The organism is Anabaena catenula FACHB-362, from assembly GCF_014698735.1.
Taxonomy (GTDB): domain Bacteria; phylum Cyanobacteriota; class Cyanobacteriia; order Cyanobacteriales; family Nostocaceae; genus Anabaena; species Anabaena variabilis_A.
Map to the genome: position 1 here is coordinate 101,192 of NZ_JACJTQ010000016.1, position 20,906 is coordinate 122,097.

Here is a 20,906-nt window from a genome sequence, read left to right on the forward strand (position 1 = left end):
TTTATATTCGGCAAAAATAAAAAATTTTTTTTAAATTTTCAAAGGATCTTAAATGAGAATATTTATAGATTGTACTCATACAGCAAAATATACATATAAAAATACTGGAATTCATAGAGTAGTTCGTGAACTGACAGGCGAGTTATTGAATATTCGTTCAAGATATCCAGATATAGAAGTAATAACCGTTATGTTTGATGGTTACTTTATACGCAGGGTGACTACTCTTGATCCAGACAATCCTAGTTTGTCTACTAAAAGTAAACCGTATCTCAACCCCTTAACTAAAATAAGTAAAGAACTTTTATTGCTACTCTATAAGGCCAAAAATAAATTTATAAATAGACTATCATTTTTGGTGCACTTACTCTATTTGAAGCAATATATTCGCAAAGATGCTTGTCTAGAGTTTGAGGGATTTAAAATATTACCAGAAGACATTTATGTAATAGCTGATGCTAATTGGGATTTACCTAAGAATTACTACAATTTTTTAAAAAAATTAAAACTTAATAAAGTTACTATAACAATTATTTGTTACGATTTAATACCAATAAAATTTCCAAATTTCTGCTCCAAAAAATTTGCTGAGGCTTATACACAATTCTATGTCGATTACTCTAAACTATTCGATAAAGTTTTATGTATATCTAAGAATAGCGCCGAGGATTACAAGAATGCACAAAATAATGGTTTATTAGCTAACAATACCAATGTGATAATTAAGAACTTTCGCTTGGGATGTAACTACTCAAATTCTGATTTTCTGCTAAATTATGATGATAATAATTGTGATGAAAATTTAAATAATTTACTTAATAAGCGGTATATTTTAGTAGTTGGCAGTTTAGTACCTCACAAAAATATCAAAGCTATTATAGAAGCATTTAACTTATTGATAAATTCAAACCGTGAAGATATATATCTGGTCTTTGCGGGTAATAAAGGATGGCACCCAGAGACTGATATGCTAATAGAGTCTGATAAGATGTATGGTAAGCTCATACATATATTTAATGCTGTTACTGATTCTCAGCTAAAAATTCTCTATAAACACTGTTACTGTTTAGTTCAAGCTTCCTTCTATGAGGGATTTGGCTTACCAGTTGTAGAAGCTCTACAATATGGTAAACCTGTAATTTCAAGTAATGGTGGTTCTTTACCTGAAGTAGGGGGAGAATTCTGTATATACTTCGATCCTTATCAACCAGTAGAACTTTACCAAACTTTAGAAAAACTGATTGATTCAGATATTTACTACAACCATCTGGTAGATATCATCAAGAATAAATATAAACCATTCTCTTGGAAAGAATGTGCTGAAGAATTCCTCTCTCATTTATGTAGTTAAAGTAAATTTAAGCCGAAATAGAAAATTTGTTAATTAATCTCTCTGTTCTATCCAGAAAACCAACAGGTATAACAACTTACGCTAATAATATCTTTCTTTACCTTCAGTATCTAAATCCCACGTTACTGATTTCAAGTTTACTTCCTGATTATACCTGCTACCAAATACCACCTAACTTAACTCCAGAACAAGGTTTTAAAGGACATTTACGCCGCTTAGTTTGGACACAATTCCAACTACCAAAAATCTATAAAAACCTCAAATCCCATCTCCTATTTTCCCCCATTCCAGAAGCACCCCTCTACGCTAACTGTCGCTTTATCGTCATGTCTCACGATATGATACCTCTACGCTTTCCTAAACGCTTCTCACCGCTCACACCATACCATCGTTACTACACCCCTCAAGTCTTCAACCAAGCACAACATATTATTTGTAACTCAGAAGCAACAGCTAAAGACATCACCGATTTTTACCAAATTCCTATTAATAAAATAACACCAATTCCTCTAGCATATGATCGCACTCATTTCCAATTTCTCAACCTTCCCACCAGCAATTACTTCCTATATATCGGTCGTCAAGACCCTTACAAAAACATTCAACGACTCATCAGTTCCTTTGCTGCCCTACCTAACAGGGGAGATTATGAACTATGGTTAGCAGGTCCCACCGATAAACGTTACACTCCATTATTAGAAAAACAACTTGAAGAATTACAAATAACTCATCTCGTTAAATTCCTTAACTACGTACCTTACGACGAATTACCAATCATCATCAATCAAGCACTTGCGCTAGTTTTTCCTAGTCTTTGGGAAGGGTTTGGTTTACCAGTTCTAGAAGCAATGGCTTGTGGTACACCCGTGATTACTTCTAATATTTCCTCCCTTCCAGAAGTTGCTGGTGATGCTGCTATTCTGATTAATCCCTACAACGTGGGGGAAATCACAGCAGCAATGCAAGCAATTATAAATGATTCAGAAATGAGAAAACAACTTTCTCAAAAAGGTATCACCAGAGCAAATCAATTTAGTTGGGAAAAAACCGGACTTGCTACAGTTGAAGTTTTAAAACAATATCTTTAAGAGAATTTAATATCCTAAACAGGAGGAAATTCGACAATGGATAAAAAATAACTTTCCTTCAAGACTCAAATATGTAATACTAAAAGTAAGAAAATTCTTACTTGAGAGTAATAACATGAGAATTACATCCAAAGGACAAGTAACTATTCCCGTAGAAATACGAGAGCAATTAGGACTTACACCCAACACAGAAGTAGAATTTGAAGTCATCGGAGATGCAGTTTACGTAAAAAAAACCAAAGCGAAACCCACCTCTGGTAAAACTCTGATAGAAAAAATGCGAGGTAAAGCCACAGTCAAAATGACAACTGATGAAATAATGGCACTAACGAGACAAGACGAATGAAGGAAATACTGGTTGATAGCAATATAATCCTTGATATTGTCACAGAAGATGCAAATTGGTTTGATTGGTCGGCTAATAAGTTAACTGAATATGCTGAAAAGACAAAACTTAACATTAATCCCATTATCTATGCCGAAGTCTCAATTGGTTTTAAAAAGATAGAAGAACTAGAAGCCATTTTACCTATAAAATTTTTTCACCGTTTAGACCTTCCTTGGGAAGCAGCATTTTTAGCAGGGAAATGTTTTACAAAATATCGTCAACAAGGTGGAACTAAACAATCTCCTTTACCTGACTTCTACATAGGCGCTCATGCAGCCGTTACAAACATGATACTTTTAACTAGAGATGTCAATCGCTACCGTACTTATTTTCCCACTGTAGAACTAATAGTTCCAGAATCTTGATACATCGATACAGTGATATCATTATAAGTAAAATTTAAAATATTCAATGAATATACTCTATACATACATTTTTAATATTCTCAATTGGACAACGCGCCCAGTTGAGTATTGCACCCCGTTGCCCGAAAGCGTTACGCTTCTTAATTGGTGATGACTCTCTAAATTGAACTAACGTAAATTGTAGAGAACAGGCAAGAGGCAAGAGGGAATAATTAAAAATTACCCATTACCTCCTATTATTTGAAAACCTAAAAATTAAAAATTAATTATTCTTTTAATTTTTAATTCTTAATTTTTAATTTTCTACGTTCCCACAGCCCCAGAGTAAACTAAACCCCGTTGCATATCCAAAGTCAAAATCGCCCCATCTTTAATTACCTTTGTCGCTTCCTTCACACCCACAATGACAGGTACACCAAGACGTAAACCAATGACAGCAGCGTGACTTGTGAGACTTTCCTCTTCAGTAATAATCCCCCCAGCTTTGCGAATTGCTTCCACAAAATCAACACCAGTGCGGGATGCCACCAAAATATCTCCAGAGTTAAAGTTACTTGCATCCATAGCAGTATGAACTACCCTAGCGCGTCCACTGACTGAACCTTGTCCTAGACCAATTCCCTGACCTAGTACAGCAGTCACCACTTCCACCTTAATCAAGTCTGTTGACCCAGAAACCCCCTGAAGTGTACCAGCAGTCATCACCACCAAATCACCTTCAGTTAAGAGGTTTTTTTCCTGAGCAACATTTATAGCTGCTTGGAATGTCTGACCAGTGGAAGGTAGTTCTAGCACTAATAGGGGTTTTACTCCCCAGACCATTTGCAACTGTCGCGCTACATTTACATGAGGTGTAATGGCTAAAATTGGCGTTTTGGGACGGAATTTAGAAACGTTGCGGGCTGTAGCACCGGTTTGTGTCAAAGTCATAATTGCTGCTGCGCCCAAATTCTCAGCAATTTGACCAACAGCTTGACTGATAGCATTAGGAATAGAACGCCGATTATCTCGTGACTGACGGGAGTTGGAGTTTAGGGTTTCTTCCTGTTCAATGCGTTCAGCAATTCTGGCCATGGTGGCTACTGCTTCCACGGGGAAACTACCAACAGCAGTTTCATTAGAAAGCATTACCGCGTCTGTACCGTCTAAAATCGCGTTGGCCACATCGGAGACTTCCGCACGGGTAGGACGGGGGTTGCTGACCATGCTATCTAGCATTTGGGTAGCGGTAATGATGGGAATACCCAAGCGGTTGGCTGTAGCAATCAAGCGTTTTTGCAGTATGGGTACATCTTCTGCTGGCAATTCTACCCCTAAGTCACCTCTAGCAACCATCACACCATCACACAAAGACAGAACTGCTTCCATTTGTTCAATGGCTTCGTGCTTTTCGATTTTGGCAACTACAGGGACATTTTTGCCGGTACTGGAAATTAGCTCTTTAATTTCGATAATATCCTGAGGGTTACGGACAAAGGAAAGCGCTACCCAGTCTACACCTTGGTCTAGACCAAACATCAGATCCTCGCGGTCTTTGTCGGTCATAGCCTTAATTGATAAGTAAACTCCCGGAAAGTTTACACCTTTGTTGTTAGAAAGTTTACCAGGTACAGTAATGCAACAATGCAAATCGCCTTTTTCCTGGTTAATGCCTTCTACGACCATTTCCACTCGTCCATCATCGAGGAGGATTTTGGCACCGACGGGGACTTCATCGGCTAAATAATCGTAGGTAACGCAACTGATTTCTTGGGTTCCTACAACTGGACGATTTGTTAAAGTAAAGCGATCGCCCTTCGCCAAAATTATAGAACCATTTTCAAACTTACCCAAGCGAATTTTTGGCCCTTGCAAATCTTGGAGAATTGCTACCGGTCTATTGAGTTCAAAAGCAGTTTGCCGAATTAGGCGAATACTACGCTGATGGTCAGCATGAGTTCCGTGGGAGAAGTTTAGCCGCAGTGTTGTTGCACCCGCTTCAATAATTGCCTTCAGCATTTCTGGACTGCTGGTAGCAGGCCCAATAGTAGCAACAATTTTGGTTCGGCGCAGAGAATCTCTTAATTGCATAGGGGCTGATTTCAAAATAATCTATCTGGGAAGTAATCGTATAGTAAGCGGCATCTCCTTTTCAGTCACTGCTATATCAATGATGTCAGCAGTTAGAGAAGGAATCAGCGGGATAGACTAGACATAGTACACCAATCTTATCTGCATCCTTCTTAAGGGAGATTTTTGCCATTCAAGCATTAGCACTGGTCAAACTTTACCCGTCAGCAAATACTTAAGTCTAGTCTGGAATCATAACGCCATTCATCCGCTCATCAGCAAAGACAGCAGATAAATCTTGCCATACAAAGCTTTATATAACTTTACTCTTTACTAAGAATTGTTGTATATTCGTAATATTTGATAAAGAAGGAGTTAGTAATGCTCACGTCGGAGGCACAAAAGCCACTGACAATCCCACCCAAAGAACTTTTAGCACCTCCTGGTGATTTTAATCCCACGCTACTGCTGTTTTTTGTAGTGGTGACAATGTTGGTGTTATCTAACTTTGGTTATTGGGTTTGGGAATGGCCACATTGGCTATGCTTTAGCATTAACACTCTGGCCTTGCATTGTTCTGGGACAATAATTCACGATGCTTGTCACCAGTCAGCCCATCGCAACCGTGTGATTAATGCCATGTTAGGGCATTGTAGTGCCTTAATTTTAGCTTTTGCTTTTCCAGTTTTTACACGGGTACATTTGCAGCATCATGGTAATGTGAATCATCCTCAAGATGACCCTGATCATTATGTCTCTACAGGTGGTCCATTGTGGTTGATTGCAGTCAGATTTTTATACCATGAGGTATTTTTCTTTCAACGGCAATTGTGGCGCAAATATGAGTTACTGGAATGGTTTATTAGCCGTTTAATTGTCATTACTATTGTTTATATTTCTGTCCAATATCACTTTTTGGGCTATATTCTCAATTTTTGGTTTATTCCGGCGTTCTTGGTAGGAATTGCTTTGGGGTTATTTTTTGATTATTTACCCCATCGTCCCTTTGTGGAGCGAAGTCGCTGGAAAAATGCCCGCGTCTATCCTGGTAAAGTTCTCAATATCCTGATTTTGGGGCAGAATTACCATTTAGTTCATCATTTGTGGCCTTCGATTCCTTGGTATAATTACCAGCCGGCTTATTATTTGATGAAGCCGTTATTGGATGAAAAGGGTAGTCCGCAAACTTCAGGATTGTTGCAGAAAAAGGACTTTTTTGAGTTCTTGTATGATGTTTTCATAGGTATTCATTTTCACCACTAATTTGTTGAAAAAGAGACGTTTTCTGGAACGTCTCTACAAGGTGTAAATCCTTCTTTATGCTGCATTACAAACTGTCGGTTTTGGAAGTGCATCACCCGCAGCTTCGTAAGCAATAATTAGAGAGTCTAAGGCTTCAATTCCATTCGTTACTGCTAACTTGTAAGTATCTCCATGAGTGCGCCATTTTTGTCCAGGGAAATCAGGGAATCCTACTAAGAAGCAATTATCTTCCTCAGACCATTGAACTCAGACCATTGAATTATCATTTGGTACTTGAGTTTACTTATCATTCAAAAAATGCCTAGTATACATTTTTGAGACTGCACTTGCACTAGATGATATCGTCTAGAATTATTATGCTTGATTTTCCAAATTTGCAAGTTTGCGATTCAAAATTTCTTCAGATTTTTCCAGGATCATTTTCCGATCAGGATCATCTTGCCATTGAAAATACATACTTTTAGTAATAGAGTCGTTAGAAAAAAATTCTATGCCTTTCTCATTATGAAGATTATCTGGATAATCCCAAATAAAATTTATACCTTCTAAATCTTCACGTTTCCAGCTTAAATTTGGTGTTTTATTTACTTGGGCTTTATAATGTCTAACAGTAAAGTCAATTATTTCAAACTTTCCATCATCTTTTCGTGGCAGTGGTCCAGCAATCCAGCAATGGTAGTTGTTCTGATCAAAACCATCCCCTTTATACTCAAAAAATGATAATGGATCAGTCATTATTTTAAAACCTCCTGCTTGCAGTGCATATACTCTGTCATCACATTTCATTTCTAAAACTTTTGTACAAACATCAGCCCCTAAAGCTGCATAGTAAAAACATGATCCTTCCAGGATATCTGTATAAACTGCATTACCAAGCTTTACTATTTTCTTGAGTTCATCACGAAACTCTGATAACGTCTCATGTACAGTTTCAGCAATTGCCTCTTTCTCTAGATCGCTAATTACCTGATTGTTTAAAGGTGTCATTTTCAATAATTAATAAAGAACAAGTGCGATCACCTGATTTTGTAATTCAGGCACGCGCTGTTAAATAAATATACAAATTATCAAGCTACTGGGACACCGTAAGAATACGTAAAGACGCTATTTAAAACAAAATAACCTGTAATTACGTAAACTGTCCAGCATTACCCTTGCAAAATACTTTTTTTACACTGCAAGCTTTTATTACTGAAATGCTTGATAGGCAATCATATTACCTGAACAAATTTTTGTGATAAAATGTTGGTAAATAGCAACAACTATCCACACTTCGCCACAAAGCTAAAAAAAGTTACACAACAGGTACATAAACTATGTAATTATGTCGAAAACAGATAAAATACTGAATTACGCTGCTCAAACTGGTGTAATTAGAGCAAAAGACATTGCAGCGAAAGGTATTCACAGAGAGTATTTGAAACGCCTGGAAAACCAAGGAATACTTGTACGTTCTGCTCGTGGTATTTACACCTTGGCAGATGCAGAAATTACAGCAAATCACACCCTAGTAGAAGTAGCTAAAAGAGTTCCTAATGGAGTAGTTTGTCTTCTATCTGCACTAAGTTTTTATCAGCTAACTACACAAACACCTTTTGAAGTTTGGCTGGCAATTCCTCAAAAATCTCGTCCTCCTAAAGATCATCTTCTACCACTAAGAATCGTTTATATGTCTGGTAAATCTCTAGAAGAGGGAATTGAAGAACATATCATAGAAGGCGTGCCAGTTAGTATATATTCTTTGCCTAAAACAATTGCTGATTGTTTTAAATTTCGTAACAAAATTGGTCTTGATGTTGCTTTGGAAGCATTGCGCGAATGTTTGCAAAAAAGAAAATGCTCAATGGACGAAATATGGCATTATGCCAAAATTTGCCGAGTACATAATGTAATGCGTCCTTATCTAGAATCACTCACATGATATCGAAAAAGCCTATTAATATCGCAGCATCTATCCAAGCTAAATTATTGACTTTAGCTAAAAAAAGAGGTGAAGATTATAACTATTTATTGACGCGCTACTTTGGAGAAAGGCTACTATACAGGCTCAGTCAATCTCCATATCAAAAACAGTATATTTTGAAAGGTGCTACTCTCTTCAAGGTGTGGAATGGAGAACCTCACAGAGCAACAAAAGATTTAGATTTACTGTGTTTTGGCAATAATGAAATTGAATATTTAGTAAATGTTTATCAAGAAGTTTGTGCAATTCACTGTGAAGAAGATGGAATTATCTTTTTACCAGAGTCAGTTAAAGGAGAATTAATCAAAGAAGATCAGGAGTATGAAGGAGTCAGAATTAAATTAAAAGGACAATTAGTTAAAATTGAAATTAGTATTCAAGTAGATATAGGATTTGGTGATGCTGTTACACCAGATGCTGAAGAAGTAGAAATAGAACCTATTTTAAATACACCAAAACCACGTTTACGAATATATCCTCGTGAAACAGTAGTTGCTGAAAAGTTTCAAGCAATGGTTTCTCTGGGGATAAGAAATAGTCGGATCAAAGATTTTTATGATATTTGGTTTCTTTGTCAGAATTTTGAATTTCAAGGAGACTTACTTAGTCAAGCATTCATCAACACTTTTCAGAGACGAAAAACAGAAATACCAGTCAAAGAACCTTTAGCTTTAACTGAAGAGTTTGCTAATGATTCGGATAAGCAAAAACAGTGGCAAGCGTTTAAAAATAAATTGAAAATAGTAGATACACCGAATTCATTTGGTGAATTAATTAACGAAATTAAAGATTTTATTATGCCACCTTGCCTAGCTGCTGCTGAAAATGAAACCTTTGACAAATTATGGAATACATCGGGAAAGTGGGAAGATGCAAATAATTGATTGATTTTATCAAATATCCGTCCCTAAACTCTGCGCGTAAATCACCTCAATATTGCTACCAAATTGCAATTTATCTAAGGATTCTGTAAAAAACACAAAACCCTTATACGCCGTCACATATTTATATATTTTCGTAAAATAACCTTCACTAGTGACAATGACAAGCGGCTCTTCACCTTTGGAGAGAATATTCAAAAAATCCTCTAACTTTACACAAACACCAGTTCCTCGATGAGTGAAAATACTCCCACCAATAGCAGCAGGTTGAGCAGCCGCGTCACCATTGTAATAGCTCATTTGGCGCTAATTTTTACATATATTATTGACCTGCTGATTTTAAGCTTTTGTCTTAATTACTGGCTGTGAAGTTTGTAACGTTTGCGGTAAACCCCAATCTGGGCGCAATTTAGCCGCTTGACGTAAATAAATGTGGTGAATAGGGGCAGAAGTTGGTAAATAGGCGTGAATTAAAAACCGAACGCAACGCTGTAAGCTGCCCTCAACGTGCATTTGCTGGACATCTAACATAGCCACACTATCCCATAAAGGACGACTACGAGCGATCGCAGCGGGGAAAATAACATCTAAGTCTCGTGTGACAGAAAAAGTAACACTCAAAATTGCTGTTGGTTCAAGTTGATTCCGTTCTTCGAGTTCATCAAGTAATTCTGTCACCGCTTCTCGGATTGCTTCCACTCTATTTTCTGCAACGGTTGTTGCGCCACGAATCGCTCGTATTTGCCATTCCACTTCTAAAATCCTCCTTTATTTAGTCATTGGTCATTAGTCATTAGTCATTAGTACAAAGACTATTAACTAGTGCAGCATAGAGTAACTCAAACAACAATTAAAAATTACTGAAAAGCTAGTGTCATCTGCTTTTTTAATTTTTAATTGTTAATTTTTAATTCCCCCCTGGGGTACTAGTGACTATTGACAATTTATTTACGGTCGATACAACCACAAGGGTAAACCACTAGTAGATATTTCAAATTCGAGCCAATCAATTCCAGCCCCAATTCTGGAGTTCACCAGACGGCTCCCTGGTAGAACTCGACTCAATAATGGTTTACGTTCTTCTAGCGTATAGCAAGGAGTTTTCTCTGGATCAAGTCCTACTAATTCCGCAGTCCAGCGACGTGCATCTTCTTCTGTTCCCAGACGGTCTACAACGCCCAAATTTAAGGCTTGCTCTCCTGTAAAAATCCGGCCATCAGCGAAAGTTTTCACGGTTTCTACATCCAAAGACCTGCCCTCAGCTACTGTTTGCACAAATTGCTGATAACTGACATCAATCAACTGTTGCAGGATATTCTCTTCTGCTTCTGTCAATTCTCGGTCAAAGGACAAAATATCTTTGTAAGGGCCAGACTTAATCACCTTAAAGGACACACCAACTTTTTCCAGCAAGCGTTCCAGGTTATTCCCACGCAGAATCACACCAATACTGCCTGTAATCGTTCCTGGGTTAGCCATAATGTGTTCGGCTCCCATTCCGATATAAACGCCGCCCGAAGCCGATATATTGCCAAAACTAGCGACAATTTTGGTTTTTTTCTGCAACCGTCTCAAAGCGCTGTAAATTTCTTGGGAATCTCCTACTGTACCGCCAGGACTATCAATGCGTAGCAGTAAAGCCGGAAATTTCTTCTCTTCTACAGTTTTCAGGGCTTCTAATACCCGTTTGCGGGTGGCACTGGCGATCGCACCAGTAATCTCAATCCGAGCAATTTGTTTCCGAAATCTGGGCGAAAAAGGCCAAACCATGAGCAATCTCATCACCTATGAATGAACTTAATATAAAATGCCCAGCGGTCTGACGACCTCCCTAATAGTGAGCAGGTATGGGACTATTTAAAATCTTAAGGAAAATTTTAGATTTTGTGTAGAGTTTCATTTGCTATATTTCTTTATTAAGGAGTGTGTATTGAAATTACTAATTGTCAACTGTGTTGGCAACAGAGGCACGAACAGGCCATTTCCAGCCAGCACGAAAGATGGTCTTGAGTTATTAATGACTAAGACTTGTGATGGCTTATACGTAGTTAACAATAGGAACTCAAATCTGAGTTAAGAGCAGCAACCCGGTGGTTTTTGGGAAGATGAGTTTTCCTGTAACTTAATAAACACCTGTCGAAGGCATTATTCAGTACTTAGGAATCAATGCGGAGAATTTGACATCGATAGTAAGCATAGATATCAAACAGCCCGCCCACAAAACCACAGGTGAGACTAATGACAAATAAGCCATTAATAGGGCTACCAGTGCCAAAAGTGGCGAGAAAATGCAGAATCAGAGTGGGAATATCGTCAGTTACGCCTTGTAAACCAGGAATGTAGCCAAATAGGCATAAGAAGACTAATATACTGCCGACTAAGAATATAGGAGCGATAAAACTAAAAACGGTAGTGAGTAGTAGGGAGCGGAGAAAGTTGGTAAATATGCTCATTATCAGGCAAGCTCCGGGAGTATGTAGATGATGGCTGAACAGATGCACGTCATCTTCTACAATAAATGCGATCGCTCCTGAACAGCGAAGATGTCAAAAATCTTAAGTTTTAATTAAAAGAAATTCCTACTCGTTCCCTAAAATGCTAAGGCTAAATTAAAGAGTTATAAACCCTGAAAACCCTGATAAATCAAGGTTTTATTTTCAAAAAATTATAAATAATTCGTTGCAATGCGCTTAAAAATAGCTTAATTTTCTGAGAGAGTCTTTAAACTAACTTAATGTTTGAGTAACACCTTGGGTAGTTGGGAAGTTAGGGAGTTAGGGCAGTTTATGATAACTGATAAATGATAACTGACTACTGAATTAATGACTAAATCCAGTTTAGGAGCATGGAGTCAGCGATTGCTGGCAGCGATTTTTTTAGGTGGACAAGTAATAGTTCACCTCCTCAAAGGCAAAATCCATCGGCGTAACACCTTAGAGCAACTAGCAGCAGTTGGGCCAGATTCCCTATTTATTGCCTTATTAACAGCCGTCTTTGTCGGTGCAGTCTTTACAATTCAGGTAGCGCGGGAATTTATCAACTTTGGTGCTGGAAACCTCGTCGGCGGTGTTTTGGCGGTAGCCTTAACCAGAGAACTTACACCAGTACTGACAGCAGTAATTTTAGCCGGCAGGGTTGGTTCTGCCTTTGCAGCCGAAATTGGCACAATGCGAGTCACAGAGCAAATAGATGCCCTGTTGATGTTAAAAACTGACCCAATTGATTATCTAGTTATCCCCCGTATTCTTGCTTGTTTATTAATGCTGCCCATTTTAACCCTTCTGTCCTTAGTCACCGGCATGACTGGGGGATTGATAATTGCCACCAACGTTTACAATCTTTCAGATGCAGTTTTTTTAGACTCAGCCCGTAACTTTCTCGACATCTGGGATATCTGTAGTGCCATGATTAAAGCAGGTTGCTTTGGTGTTTTAATCGCCACCATTGGTTGCAGTTGGGGTTTAACGACAACAGGAGGAGCCAAAGGCGTGGGACAATCAACCACAACAGCCGTGGTTACAGCCTTGCTGATTATCTTCGTTAGCAACTTCTTTCTTTCTTGGTTAATGTTTCAAGGAACAGGCGGTGGATTTACGCCAGGGATATAACGACTCACTCTTAACTACTAAAATAGAAGATTAATGTCTACTAACAAAGCAGGAGATCAAGATTGTGATTAGTTCATCTGTGCCTAATACCACCGCTACTGTGGAACTCAAGCCAAGTTACAATATCCCTGTCGTCTTGGTGCTGGCTGCTATTCCACTACTGCTAGTACAACCTTGGGTAGGAGGAGTGTTCGCAATTTTTGGCTTGTTTCTCATGTTTCAGGCTGTCACACTGCGGTTGCAATTTACCGCCACCGACTTTGATATTTACCGGGGAGAAAAGTTAATTAGGCGTTTTCCTTACCAAGAATGGCAAAATTGGCGAATCTTCTGGAATGGATTTCCCATTCTGTTTTATTTTAAAGAAGTCAACAGCATTCACTTTTTACCGATTTTATTTGACCCCAAAGCCTTAAAATCTTGTTTGGAACAGCGTTGTCCACGTATTTAGTGGTAAATGGTGATTTTATCCTCGTCTTGAGCGTCTCCCCTGCCTTCGATATTATTCGTTTCCTAGGAATTACACTATATATTTATGAACCCAGAGGAATCTCAAACTCCAGAATCGATTAATGATTGGTGGGAAGAAACACCAGAAAAAATTTCTACAGGTGAAACACCGGAAAACCTAGCTGCTGATTTATTACCGGCAACCGAAACCCTAATTTCATCAGGTGAACCACAAGCAGATGATGTATCTTTGGAGTCACAAACAATAAACATAGCAGCGGAATCTCTGACAGTAGAATCAACAGAAGAGTTCAAAGGTGAAGTAGAAACTGGGGTGCTGGAGTCAGAATCAGAACTTAATTCACTATACGTACAAGCAGCACACCGAGTCGCCGAGTTGCAAGCAACTGAAACAGCGCTGAAAGCAGAAATTGTTCAACTCCAAGCTACTTACAAAAATCTTCAAGGACAAGTTAGTGAAACTCAAACTGCACTCTCGAAAATGGTGCAAGAGTCTCTATTGCTGTTAGAACAACGTAAACAAGCGTTGCAAATTTCTGTCGAACAACTAGAACGACGACAAGAACGCATTCGTAATGAAATGCGAACTACCTTTGCGGGAACATCTCAAGATTTAGCAATTCGGGTACAGGGTTTTAAAGACTATCTCACAGGTAGCTTACAAGATTTAGCAGCCGCAGCCGAGCAGCTGCAATTAGCCCCGACTGTGAAGGAACGGGAAAAACCAGCAGTCAAAGAAGCGAAACCTGCTGAACAACAGCCCCCGACACTGCAACTAGCTCAACAACAGTTTCAAGAGACAACTAAACAAATTCGCCGTTTAATTGACCAATACCGCAACCAACCCGATTATTATGGTGCTGCTTGGCAGTTACGGCGGACTTTTGAACCAATTCACGCAGAACGAGTTTCTAATTGGTTTTTCACCTTGGGGGGACGGGGTGCTTTACGGACAATGGGTAGCCGCTTGCAGAATATCTTGATTGCGTCGGCGGCGATTTCTATATTACACAAACTACATGGGGAACGGGTGCGTACTCTAATTTTAGCCAATACACCAGAACGTTTAGGTGAATGGCGACGCGGTTTACAAGATTGTTTGGGAATTGGTCGTCCCGATTTTGGCCCTGATAGAGGTGTGGTTTTGTTTGAAGCACCGACGGCTTTAGCCCAGAAAGCAGATAGATTAGTTAAAGCCAATCAATTGCCTTTAATTATTATTGATGATTCTGAGGAGCAAATTAGCCTAGGTTTGCTACAATTCCCTCTCTGGTTGGCTTTTGCACCTGATCCAAAAACCATGAAAGATAGAGATTATGATGATGAGTTTTAATTAGTCATTGGTCATTGGTCATTGGTCGTTGGTTATTAGTTATTGGTCATTGGTCAAGATATTTCACTCTAGACTAGTGACCAAATAATTACGAATTACGAATTACGTTAGCGAAGCTCCTCTGAAAGAGGCATTACGAATTATTATGGTTATTTGGTTAACTTTGTGTGGGGCGGTTGTTTTAATAGCTTACTTATTGGGTTCTTTCCCTACCGGATATCTAGCCGGGAAGCTGTTAAAAGGAATTGATATTCGGGAAGTTGGTTCTGGTTCAACTGGAGCAACAAATGTACTGAGGACTTTAGGAAAAGTTCCAGGGGCATTTGTGTTATTAATTGATGGCTTGAAGGGAGTTTTAGCAATAAATCTAGTTTATGTTTTATGCAATCTTGCTCCTAGTCAGAATTTAATCCCGTTAACTATAAATTTAGAAATTTGGCAACCTTATTTAGTAACTTTAGCTGGATTTGCTGCAATTTTAGGACACAGTAAATCTATTTTTTTAGGCTTTACTGGTGGTAAGTCTGTGGCTACTGGTATAGGAATTTTGTTAGCATTAAGTTGGCAGGTTGGTTTGTCAACAATAGGAATTTTTGCCGTTGTTATTGCCGTATCTAGAATTGTGTCTTTGAGTTCTATTAGTGGTGCTGTTGCTGTTTCTATTTTGATGGCAATTTTCAATCAACCTTTACCATATATACTTTTTGGTATTGCTGGAGGTTTATATGTAATTATCCGTCACCGCAGTAATATTGAGCGATTAATTGCGGGTACAGAACCGAAAATTGGGCAGAAGGTAGAGACGGAAACTGAACAAACGGCATAATGCTTGGAGACAGGAGGGAAAATTGTCTGAATCAGGATTTCCAGGATTGAAGGATTTCCAGGATTCAGATGAAAATTTTATCATCAATTACCAATTACTATCATTAAGTAGCTTGGCGCAATTAAATATAAAACTTCTCTGGTAAACCTCTCCCTAACCCTCTCACCTCTCCCTACCCCTCCCTAACCCTCCCCTACAGGGGAGGGAAAAGGAACAACTTTTGTTATTGAAGGGGGCTGGGGGGTTAAGTCTATATTATATTTTTTAACGCCCACCTGACTTGAAAATAGCTGTAAACTATAAAATTCACGCCTCACTTACAAGGAAATAAGGTAATCGTTTTATCTCCACTTCCCGCAGCTAATATTTTACCATCTGGGCTAAAAGCAACTGAATAAACTGTATCATCAGCACATTTGACGCTGGAAATTTCTTCACCATTATCTACGAACCATAGTTTGACAGTTTTATCTTTACTCGCACTTGCTAATATTTTACCATTGGGACTAAATGCAACAGAAAGAACGTCATCATCATGACCTTTAAGAGTGCGAATCTTTTGACAGGTTTCTATATCCCATAATTGAATTTTCTTCTTCTGACTAGCACTAGCTAAAATTTTGCCATCTGGACTGAATGCAAGAGAATTAATATCTGCGAACCAATCAGAATCAGTTGTAATAGTTTGGACTTTTTGTTGACCTAAATACACAATTTTAATGGTCTTATCTTTGCTACCACTAGCTAAAATTTTACCGTCTGGACTAAAAGCCACACATAAAACATCATCTGTATGAAGTTTGAAAGAGTAAATTTCTTTACCCTGTTCTAAAGACCACAGTTTGACAGTTTTATCTTTACTCCCACTAGCTAACATTTTTCCCAAGGGACTAAATGCGACAGAGTAAACTTTTTCTTCATGTCCTGTGAACGTGAAAATTTCTATTCCCGTATTTATATCCCACAATTTAATTGTTTTATCATCACTTCCACTAGCTAATATTTTACCATCTGGACTAAAAGCTACTGAATTAATTCCTCCAGACCAAGAAGATTCTCCATGTCCTTCAAGAGTACGATGTTGCTGAGTAGCTAAATCCCAAATTTTGATAGTTTTATCATCACTTCCACTAGCTAATATTCTACCATCTGGACTAAAAGCTACTGAAAGAACCTTATTATCATGACCTTTTAAAGTACCTACAAATAATAATTTTTCTAGGTTTTCATCTGATGAAGATGTAGTTGGAATTGCTTGATTAAATTCCAGATTTGTTTGACTGTTTGACTGATTCTCTGTCTGCAACGGTTTTAATAAAGCATCCAATGAAGTATCTAATTCTGTCAACACATCCAATGCTGTCAAAGATTGTTTGATAGAATCAAAGAGGTTATTAAATTTGGAACTTTCAGTATCTTGATTGTGTCTAACTTGCTCTAATTCTTCAGATTGTTTTTCAATAGTTTGATGCAATTGCTGTGTTGAGTTATCTATTTGATCAAATCGAGGTTTAACAATTTCAATTTTTTGACTAAGTTGGGCAAATTCCAAACCTTGATTTTCTTGATTTTGCCGTAATTCTGCTAATTGCTTGTGACTGTTTTCACTCCAATCTTTAATCGAGTTCTCAATTTGCTCAAATCGTGAATTAACAACTTCAATTTTTTGGCTAAGTTGGGCAAATTCTAAAGTTTGATTTTCTTGATTTTGGCGTAATTCTGCTAATTGCTGCTGACTGCTTTCACTCCAATTTTTAATCGAGTTCTCAATTTGCTCAAATCGTGAACTAACAACTTCAATCTGTTGATTAAATTGTGACAATTCCGATTTTAATTCTTGAACTGTTATTAATTCTTCTCCTTGTTGGTGAATTGTCTGATTCAAATTTTGCAGGGAATTATCCAAGCCAGTTAAACGGTTATTAACTACTTGGATTTGTTGATTAAATTGGTTACTATTCGCTGTCAATTCTTGTATTGATATTTCAATTTTTTGGTCGATAATTTGGATTAATTGTTGTCTCCAAGCCTCGATTTGTTGCAAACGCTGATTAGATGTATCCATAGTTTCCTTTACTTGGTAAAAGTTGTCTGTCATATTTTGCAGACTTGACTGGAATTGCTCAATTTGTTGTTGTGACTGGGAATAATTAAACCGGGGACGATTGGCTAAATTTAACGCCATACTTAAACTCAGGGGAACAGCCGCATAAACTACTTGCTGAGTCACAGTAGCTGCGATTGTTCCCAATACTGATAAACCCAAGCATATATACTCGCTAATTTCTAGCCATGAACGTTTACTCATGTGATTAATTGTGACACTTTTAATTAGTTTATACTTATGTATAATTGCTATTGCTATATTTTGCAACATTACGACGTAGTACTTGTATTGGCAATTTTATTTAAAATTACATAAATTAAAGTTGCTAAAACCAAAAAATGTGATATGATAAGTAGTTCTCCAAAACAGTGCTGGGTGAAGAACGTAGATAGAAAACTCAGCACATCTACACACTCAGCACTCTGGTTTATGGCACTGCCAATTATTGCAATTATCGGCCGCCCGAATGTGGGCAAATCCACCTTAGTTAATCGTCTCGCCGGAGATCAAACGGCGATTGTCCACGATGAACCGGGTGTTACGCGCGATCGCACTTATCGACCTGCATTTTGGAACGATCGCGATTTTTTAGTCGTAGATACAGGCGGTTTAGTCTTTAACGATGACACCGAATTCCTGCCTTTGATTCGCCAACAGGCATTAATCGCACTCAGAGAAGCTTGTGCTGCGATTTTTGTCGTAGATGGTCAAACAGGCCCCACACCAGCAGATGAAGAAATTGCCGGGTGGTTGCGTCAACAATCGGTTCCTGTTTTACTGGCTGTGAACAAATGTGAATCTCCCGAACAAGGCGCAATGCAAGCTAGTGAATTTTGGCAGTTGGGGTTAGGTGAACCATACCCGATTTCCGCGATTCATGGTAGCGGTACAGGGGAAATTCTGGACGAGTTACTAGTTCACATCCCCGCCGTTACGGAAGTAGAAGAAAATAACGAAATTAAAGTCGCCATTATTGGCCGCCCAAATGTAGGCAAATCCAGCTTATTAAATGCCTTCGTTGGGGAAGAAAGAGCGATCGTCAGCCCTATTTCCGGTACAACTCGTGATAGTATTGATACAGTCATCGAACGGTCTGGGCAAACCTACCGCTTAATTGACACCGCCGGCATTCGTAAAAAGAAACACATCGATTACGGCACAGAATTCTTTAGTATTAACCGCGCCTTTAAAGCAATTCGCCGCGCCGATGTGGTTTTATTGGTTATAGATGCCGAAGATGGAGCCACAGAACAAGACCAAAAATTAGCTGGGCGAATTATCGAAGAAGGACGAGCTTGCATTATCGTAGTTAACAAATGGGATGCTGTCGAAAAAGACTCATACACCATCTATGACTATGAAAAAACTCTGGAAGGACGGTTGCATTTTACCGAATGGGCAGAGATAATTTTTGTGAGTGCCGTCACAGGACAACGGGTAGAAAAGATTTTAGAATTGGTGAATAAAGCAGCAGAGGCACACAAACGCCGTGTTACCACCTCTGTAGTTAATGAAGTCCTCACAGATGCAATTAGCTGGCATTCTCCACCGACTTCACGAGGCGGTCGTCAAGGTAAGATTTATTATGGTACACAAGTAAGTACCCAACCGCCGACATTTGCCCTATTTGTCAACGATGCTCAACGGTTCAATGACAATTATCGCCGTTATATTGAAAGACAATTTCGCAAACAACTAGGGTTTGATGGAACTCCGATTCGGTTATTCTGGCGGAGTAAAAAAGTTCGGGATGCGGAAATTGGCAATCTCAATCGAGCAACTCGTGTGAAATAATAGTCATATCATGTTCGTTTAATTACTTATCGTAAGTATTCAGGATAGAGAATACAGAAGATGCTACGCAGACCTGCGGTTCAGAAGAATAAAGGCTTTTTTAGTAAACTTTGATGATTTTGATAAAATCTCACCTCTCTCTATTCTTCATTTCATAAGCATTCTGACTCCTGACTCCTGACTCCTGAATTCTTACTACTTATCAAAAAAACGTCTGTGGGTCAGCCTTAATTAGTAAGTCTTTAACCGAACAAGATATCATTGGTCTATGGTCTGTTGGTCATAACTAATGACTAATCACAAATGACCAATGACTAATAACTAAACATGGATTTACTGCGATCGCTCCCACTTGGACTATACTTAGAAAACCCGCAAACTTGGCTACATAAACTCGACCCACGAGTCAAGTTAATTTGGTTATTGAGCTTTCTCACCAGCTATGTTGTCGCTAACAACTATTGGCGAGTGCTATTAGTATTACTGCTGATTATTTTTACGGTATTTGCCAAGATTCCTTTGCGAGTTTGGCGGCAACAAATGGGCTGGCTATTGATTCTATCATTTATGGTGTTAGCAATTGGTGCTATGAGTCCTGATGGGCTGGGTGTCAGTTATCAGCCACGCTTACCTGCAACGGAACAAGTTTTAACTCCGCCAGCAAATGCTGAGAAAATTAAAGAGAGTCCCAAATTAGCAGATAGAAATAAAGAATACAACTATGTGCTGTTTCATCAAGGCCCAATTAAAGTAAATCGCCGTTCCTTAGATTTAGCAATTAGCCTCAGTACAATTGTTTTTACCTTAATTTACAGCACTAACTTATATCTGCTGACAACCGCACCAGAAGAAATCACCTCTGGAATGGAAAGTTTAATGCAACCTCTGCGAAGGTTCAAGATACCAGTTACAGAAATTACTCTAACTTTAACTTTATCTTTGCGATTTATTCCTTTAGTTTTAGAAGAAGTCCAAAATCTAGTACGTTCTGTGATGACTAGGGCAATTAATTGGAAAAAGCTAGGATTAAAAGGGGGAGCTAAAGTTTGGTTAATTGTGATTGAACGACTTTTAGAAAATCTGCTCTTACGTGCTGATCAAATGGCAAATGCAATGATGGTACGTGGCTTTACCAGTCCAAATGAGCATCAAGTCAAATGGCAAGATTTAAAATTGAGAACAGGGGACTGGTTAGCGATCGCAATTTTAATCGTATTTTGGGGATTAAGAATTGCCTTTGGAACGGAAGTCTCATAATCAAAATATAGCCGTGGACAGGGTGGTTAGGACATCAATTGATAATGAAACTCCGACTACAAGAGGGTTTTACTCCTGACTCCTGACTCCTGACTCCTGACTCCTGACTCCTGACTCCTGACTCCTGACTCCTGACTCCTGACTCCTGACTCCTGACTCCTG

General features: G+C 38.5%; 20 protein-coding genes and 1 pseudogene. 13 read left to right on the top strand and 8 right to left on the bottom strand.

All coding sequences use genetic code 11. The annotated features are described in order from the left end of the window. Positions 1 to 52: 52 nt before the first annotated feature. From H6G68_RS12480 to H6G68_RS12495, 4 genes are all read left to right on the top strand, one after another. Positions 53 to 1,351 (top strand): glycosyltransferase family 4 protein, encoded by a 1,299-nt coding sequence (locus H6G68_RS12480; RefSeq protein ID WP_190906941.1) that lies wholly within the window; start codon positions 53 to 55, stop codon positions 1,349 to 1,351. A 17-nt stretch (positions 1,352 to 1,368) separates the two neighbouring features. Further along, positions 1,369 to 2,439, top strand: coding sequence for a glycosyltransferase (locus H6G68_RS12485; protein ID WP_190906959.1), 1,071 nt, complete (start codon positions 1,369 to 1,371; stop codon positions 2,437 to 2,439). A gap of 115 nt (positions 2,440 to 2,554) precedes the next feature. Next, positions 2,555 to 2,785, top strand: coding sequence for an AbrB/MazE/SpoVT family DNA-binding domain-containing protein (locus tag H6G68_RS12490; RefSeq protein WP_190906942.1), 231 nt, complete (start codon positions 2,555 to 2,557; stop codon positions 2,783 to 2,785). Further along, positions 2,782 to 3,192, top strand: a complete 411-nt coding sequence (locus tag H6G68_RS12495) for a type II toxin-antitoxin system VapC family toxin (RefSeq protein WP_190906943.1) — start codon at positions 2,782 to 2,784, stop codon at positions 3,190 to 3,192. The genes H6G68_RS12490 and H6G68_RS12495 overlap by 4 nt, the downstream gene beginning before the upstream one ends. A 303-nt stretch (positions 3,193 to 3,495) precedes the next feature. Here H6G68_RS12495 and pyk read toward each other — a convergent pair whose 3' ends face one another. Next, positions 3,496 to 5,262, bottom strand: coding sequence for a pyruvate kinase (gene pyk, locus H6G68_RS12500; protein ID WP_190906944.1), 1,767 nt, complete (start codon positions 5,260 to 5,262; stop codon positions 3,496 to 3,498). Positions 5,263 to 5,622: 360 nt separating this feature from the next. Here pyk and crtR point away from each other — a divergent pair, with 360 nt between their 5' ends. Next, positions 5,623 to 6,504 carry a beta-carotene hydroxylase gene (crtR, locus tag H6G68_RS12505; RefSeq protein ID WP_190906945.1) on the top strand — a complete coding sequence of 294 codons (882 nt, stop codon included), beginning with the start codon at positions 5,623 to 5,625 and terminating at the stop codon, positions 6,502 to 6,504. 54 nt (positions 6,505 to 6,558) lie between these two features. Here crtR and H6G68_RS27180 read toward each other — a convergent pair. Together H6G68_RS27180 and H6G68_RS12510 are read right to left on the bottom strand one after the other, a co-directional pair. Continuing rightward, a pseudogene (locus H6G68_RS27180) lies at positions 6,559 to 6,791 on the bottom strand (type II toxin-antitoxin system HicB family antitoxin). 67 nt (positions 6,792 to 6,858) lie between these two features. After that, on the bottom strand, positions 6,859 to 7,491 hold the full coding sequence (locus H6G68_RS12510; protein WP_190906946.1) for a hypothetical protein: 633 nt from the start codon (positions 7,489 to 7,491) through the stop codon (positions 6,859 to 6,861). A gap of 337 nt (positions 7,492 to 7,828) precedes the next feature. Between H6G68_RS12510 and H6G68_RS12515 the strand changes: the two genes are divergently transcribed. Together H6G68_RS12515 and H6G68_RS12520 are read left to right on the top strand one after the other, a co-directional pair. Then, positions 7,829 to 8,425, top strand: coding sequence for a type IV toxin-antitoxin system AbiEi family antitoxin domain-containing protein (locus H6G68_RS12515; protein ID WP_190906947.1), 597 nt, complete (start codon positions 7,829 to 7,831; stop codon positions 8,423 to 8,425). Then, the gene (locus H6G68_RS12520) at positions 8,422 to 9,351 is read left to right on the top strand and encodes a nucleotidyl transferase AbiEii/AbiGii toxin family protein (protein WP_190906948.1); all 930 of its coding nucleotides are present in this window, start codon (positions 8,422 to 8,424) and stop codon (positions 9,349 to 9,351) included. The genes H6G68_RS12515 and H6G68_RS12520 overlap by 4 nt, the downstream gene beginning before the upstream one ends. A 9-nt stretch (positions 9,352 to 9,360) precedes the next feature. Here the strand turns inward: H6G68_RS12520 and H6G68_RS12525 are convergent, their stop codons facing one another. From H6G68_RS12525 to H6G68_RS12540, 4 genes are all read right to left on the bottom strand, one after another. Beyond that, positions 9,361 to 9,648: a hypothetical protein gene (locus H6G68_RS12525; RefSeq protein ID WP_016953473.1), complete on the bottom strand. Its 288-nt coding sequence runs from the start codon at positions 9,646 to 9,648 to the stop codon at positions 9,361 to 9,363. A 39-nt stretch (positions 9,649 to 9,687) separates the two neighbouring features. After that, complete coding sequence (gene aroH, locus H6G68_RS12530) at positions 9,688 to 10,101, bottom strand: chorismate mutase (protein ID WP_071190084.1); 414 nt, start codon at positions 10,099 to 10,101, stop codon at positions 9,688 to 9,690. Between the two features lie 195 nt (positions 10,102 to 10,296). Beyond that, complete coding sequence (gene sppA, locus H6G68_RS12535; protein WP_190906949.1) at positions 10,297 to 11,118, bottom strand: signal peptide peptidase SppA; 822 nt, start codon at positions 11,116 to 11,118, stop codon at positions 10,297 to 10,299. 386 nt (positions 11,119 to 11,504) lie between these two features. After that, a complete protein-coding gene (locus H6G68_RS12540) occupies positions 11,505 to 11,801 on the bottom strand; it encodes a hypothetical protein (RefSeq protein WP_190906950.1) in 297 nt (98 codons plus the stop codon). Between the two features lie 369 nt (positions 11,802 to 12,170). On the opposite strand from H6G68_RS12540, the gene H6G68_RS12545 reads away from it, so the two are divergent. The 4 genes from H6G68_RS12545 (at position 12,171) to plsY (ending at position 15,586) form a co-directional block, all read left to right on the top strand. Further along, on the top strand, positions 12,171 to 12,956 hold the full coding sequence (locus H6G68_RS12545) for an MlaE family lipid ABC transporter permease subunit (protein WP_190906951.1): 786 nt from the start codon (positions 12,171 to 12,173) through the stop codon (positions 12,954 to 12,956). 64 nt (positions 12,957 to 13,020) lie between these two features. Beyond that, a complete protein-coding gene (locus tag H6G68_RS12550; RefSeq protein ID WP_127053119.1) occupies positions 13,021 to 13,407 on the top strand; it encodes a DUF3119 family protein in 387 nt (128 codons plus the stop codon). An 84-nt stretch (positions 13,408 to 13,491) separates the two neighbouring features. Beyond that, complete coding sequence (locus tag H6G68_RS12555; RefSeq protein WP_190906952.1) at positions 13,492 to 14,760, top strand: DUF3086 domain-containing protein; 1,269 nt, start codon at positions 13,492 to 13,494, stop codon at positions 14,758 to 14,760. A 145-nt stretch (positions 14,761 to 14,905) separates the two neighbouring features. Then, the gene (gene plsY / locus H6G68_RS12560; RefSeq protein ID WP_190906953.1) at positions 14,906 to 15,586 is read left to right on the top strand and encodes a glycerol-3-phosphate 1-O-acyltransferase PlsY; all 681 of its coding nucleotides are present in this window, start codon (positions 14,906 to 14,908) and stop codon (positions 15,584 to 15,586) included. 313 nt (positions 15,587 to 15,899) lie between these two features. Here the strand turns inward: plsY and H6G68_RS12565 are convergent, their stop codons facing one another. Beyond that, entirely contained in the window at positions 15,900 to 17,894 is a 1,995-nt protein-coding gene (locus tag H6G68_RS12565) for a WD40 repeat domain-containing protein (protein WP_242045244.1), read from the bottom strand. A gap of 228 nt (positions 17,895 to 18,122) precedes the next feature. Between H6G68_RS12565 and der the strand changes: the two genes are divergently transcribed. Both der and H6G68_RS12575 read left to right on the top strand, forming a co-directional pair. Next, positions 18,123 to 19,487 (top strand): ribosome biogenesis GTPase Der, encoded by a 1,365-nt coding sequence (gene der / locus H6G68_RS12570; protein WP_127053357.1) that lies wholly within the window; start codon positions 18,123 to 18,125, stop codon positions 19,485 to 19,487. 327 nt (positions 19,488 to 19,814) lie between these two features. Beyond that, the gene (locus H6G68_RS12575; RefSeq protein WP_190906955.1) at positions 19,815 to 20,744 is read left to right on the top strand and encodes an energy-coupling factor transporter transmembrane component T family protein; all 930 of its coding nucleotides are present in this window, start codon (positions 19,815 to 19,817) and stop codon (positions 20,742 to 20,744) included. Positions 20,745 to 20,906: the final 162 nt, after the last annotated feature.

Excerpts from the sequence above, each read along its gene's own strand:
- H6G68_RS12480 (WP_190906941.1), top strand. The coding sequence starts at position 53 with ATGAGAATATTTATAGATTGTACTCATACAGCAAAATATACATATAAA.
- H6G68_RS12490 (WP_190906942.1), top strand. The coding sequence starts at position 2,555 with ATGAGAATTACATCCAAAGGACAAGTAACTATTCCCGTAGAAATACGA.
- H6G68_RS12495 (WP_190906943.1), top strand. The coding sequence starts at position 2,782 with ATGAAGGAAATACTGGTTGATAGCAATATAATCCTTGATATTGTCACA.
- pyk (WP_190906944.1), bottom strand. The coding sequence starts at position 5,262 with ATGCAATTAAGAGATTCTCTGCGCCGAACCAAAATTGTTGCTACTATT.
- crtR (WP_190906945.1), top strand. The coding sequence starts at position 5,623 with ATGCTCACGTCGGAGGCACAAAAGCCACTGACAATCCCACCCAAAGAA.
- H6G68_RS12510 (WP_190906946.1), bottom strand. The coding sequence starts at position 7,491 with ATGACACCTTTAAACAATCAGGTAATTAGCGATCTAGAGAAAGAGGCA.
- H6G68_RS12515 (WP_190906947.1), top strand. The coding sequence starts at position 7,829 with ATGTCGAAAACAGATAAAATACTGAATTACGCTGCTCAAACTGGTGTA.
- H6G68_RS12520 (WP_190906948.1), top strand. The coding sequence starts at position 8,422 with ATGATATCGAAAAAGCCTATTAATATCGCAGCATCTATCCAAGCTAAA.
- H6G68_RS12525 (WP_016953473.1), bottom strand. The coding sequence starts at position 9,648 with ATGAGCTATTACAATGGTGACGCGGCTGCTCAACCTGCTGCTATTGGT.
- sppA (WP_190906949.1), bottom strand. The coding sequence starts at position 11,118 with ATGGTTTGGCCTTTTTCGCCCAGATTTCGGAAACAAATTGCTCGGATT.
- H6G68_RS12540 (WP_190906950.1), bottom strand. The coding sequence starts at position 11,801 with ATGAGCATATTTACCAACTTTCTCCGCTCCCTACTACTCACTACCGTT.
- H6G68_RS12545 (WP_190906951.1), top strand. The coding sequence starts at position 12,171 with ATGACTAAATCCAGTTTAGGAGCATGGAGTCAGCGATTGCTGGCAGCG.
- H6G68_RS12555 (WP_190906952.1), top strand. The coding sequence starts at position 13,492 with ATGAACCCAGAGGAATCTCAAACTCCAGAATCGATTAATGATTGGTGG.
- plsY (WP_190906953.1), top strand. The coding sequence starts at position 14,906 with ATGGTTATTTGGTTAACTTTGTGTGGGGCGGTTGTTTTAATAGCTTAC.
- H6G68_RS12565 (WP_242045244.1), bottom strand. The coding sequence starts at position 17,894 with ATGAGTAAACGTTCATGGCTAGAAATTAGCGAGTATATATGCTTGGGT.
- der (WP_127053357.1), top strand. The coding sequence starts at position 18,123 with ATGGCACTGCCAATTATTGCAATTATCGGCCGCCCGAATGTGGGCAAA.
- H6G68_RS12575 (WP_190906955.1), top strand. The coding sequence starts at position 19,815 with ATGGATTTACTGCGATCGCTCCCACTTGGACTATACTTAGAAAACCCG.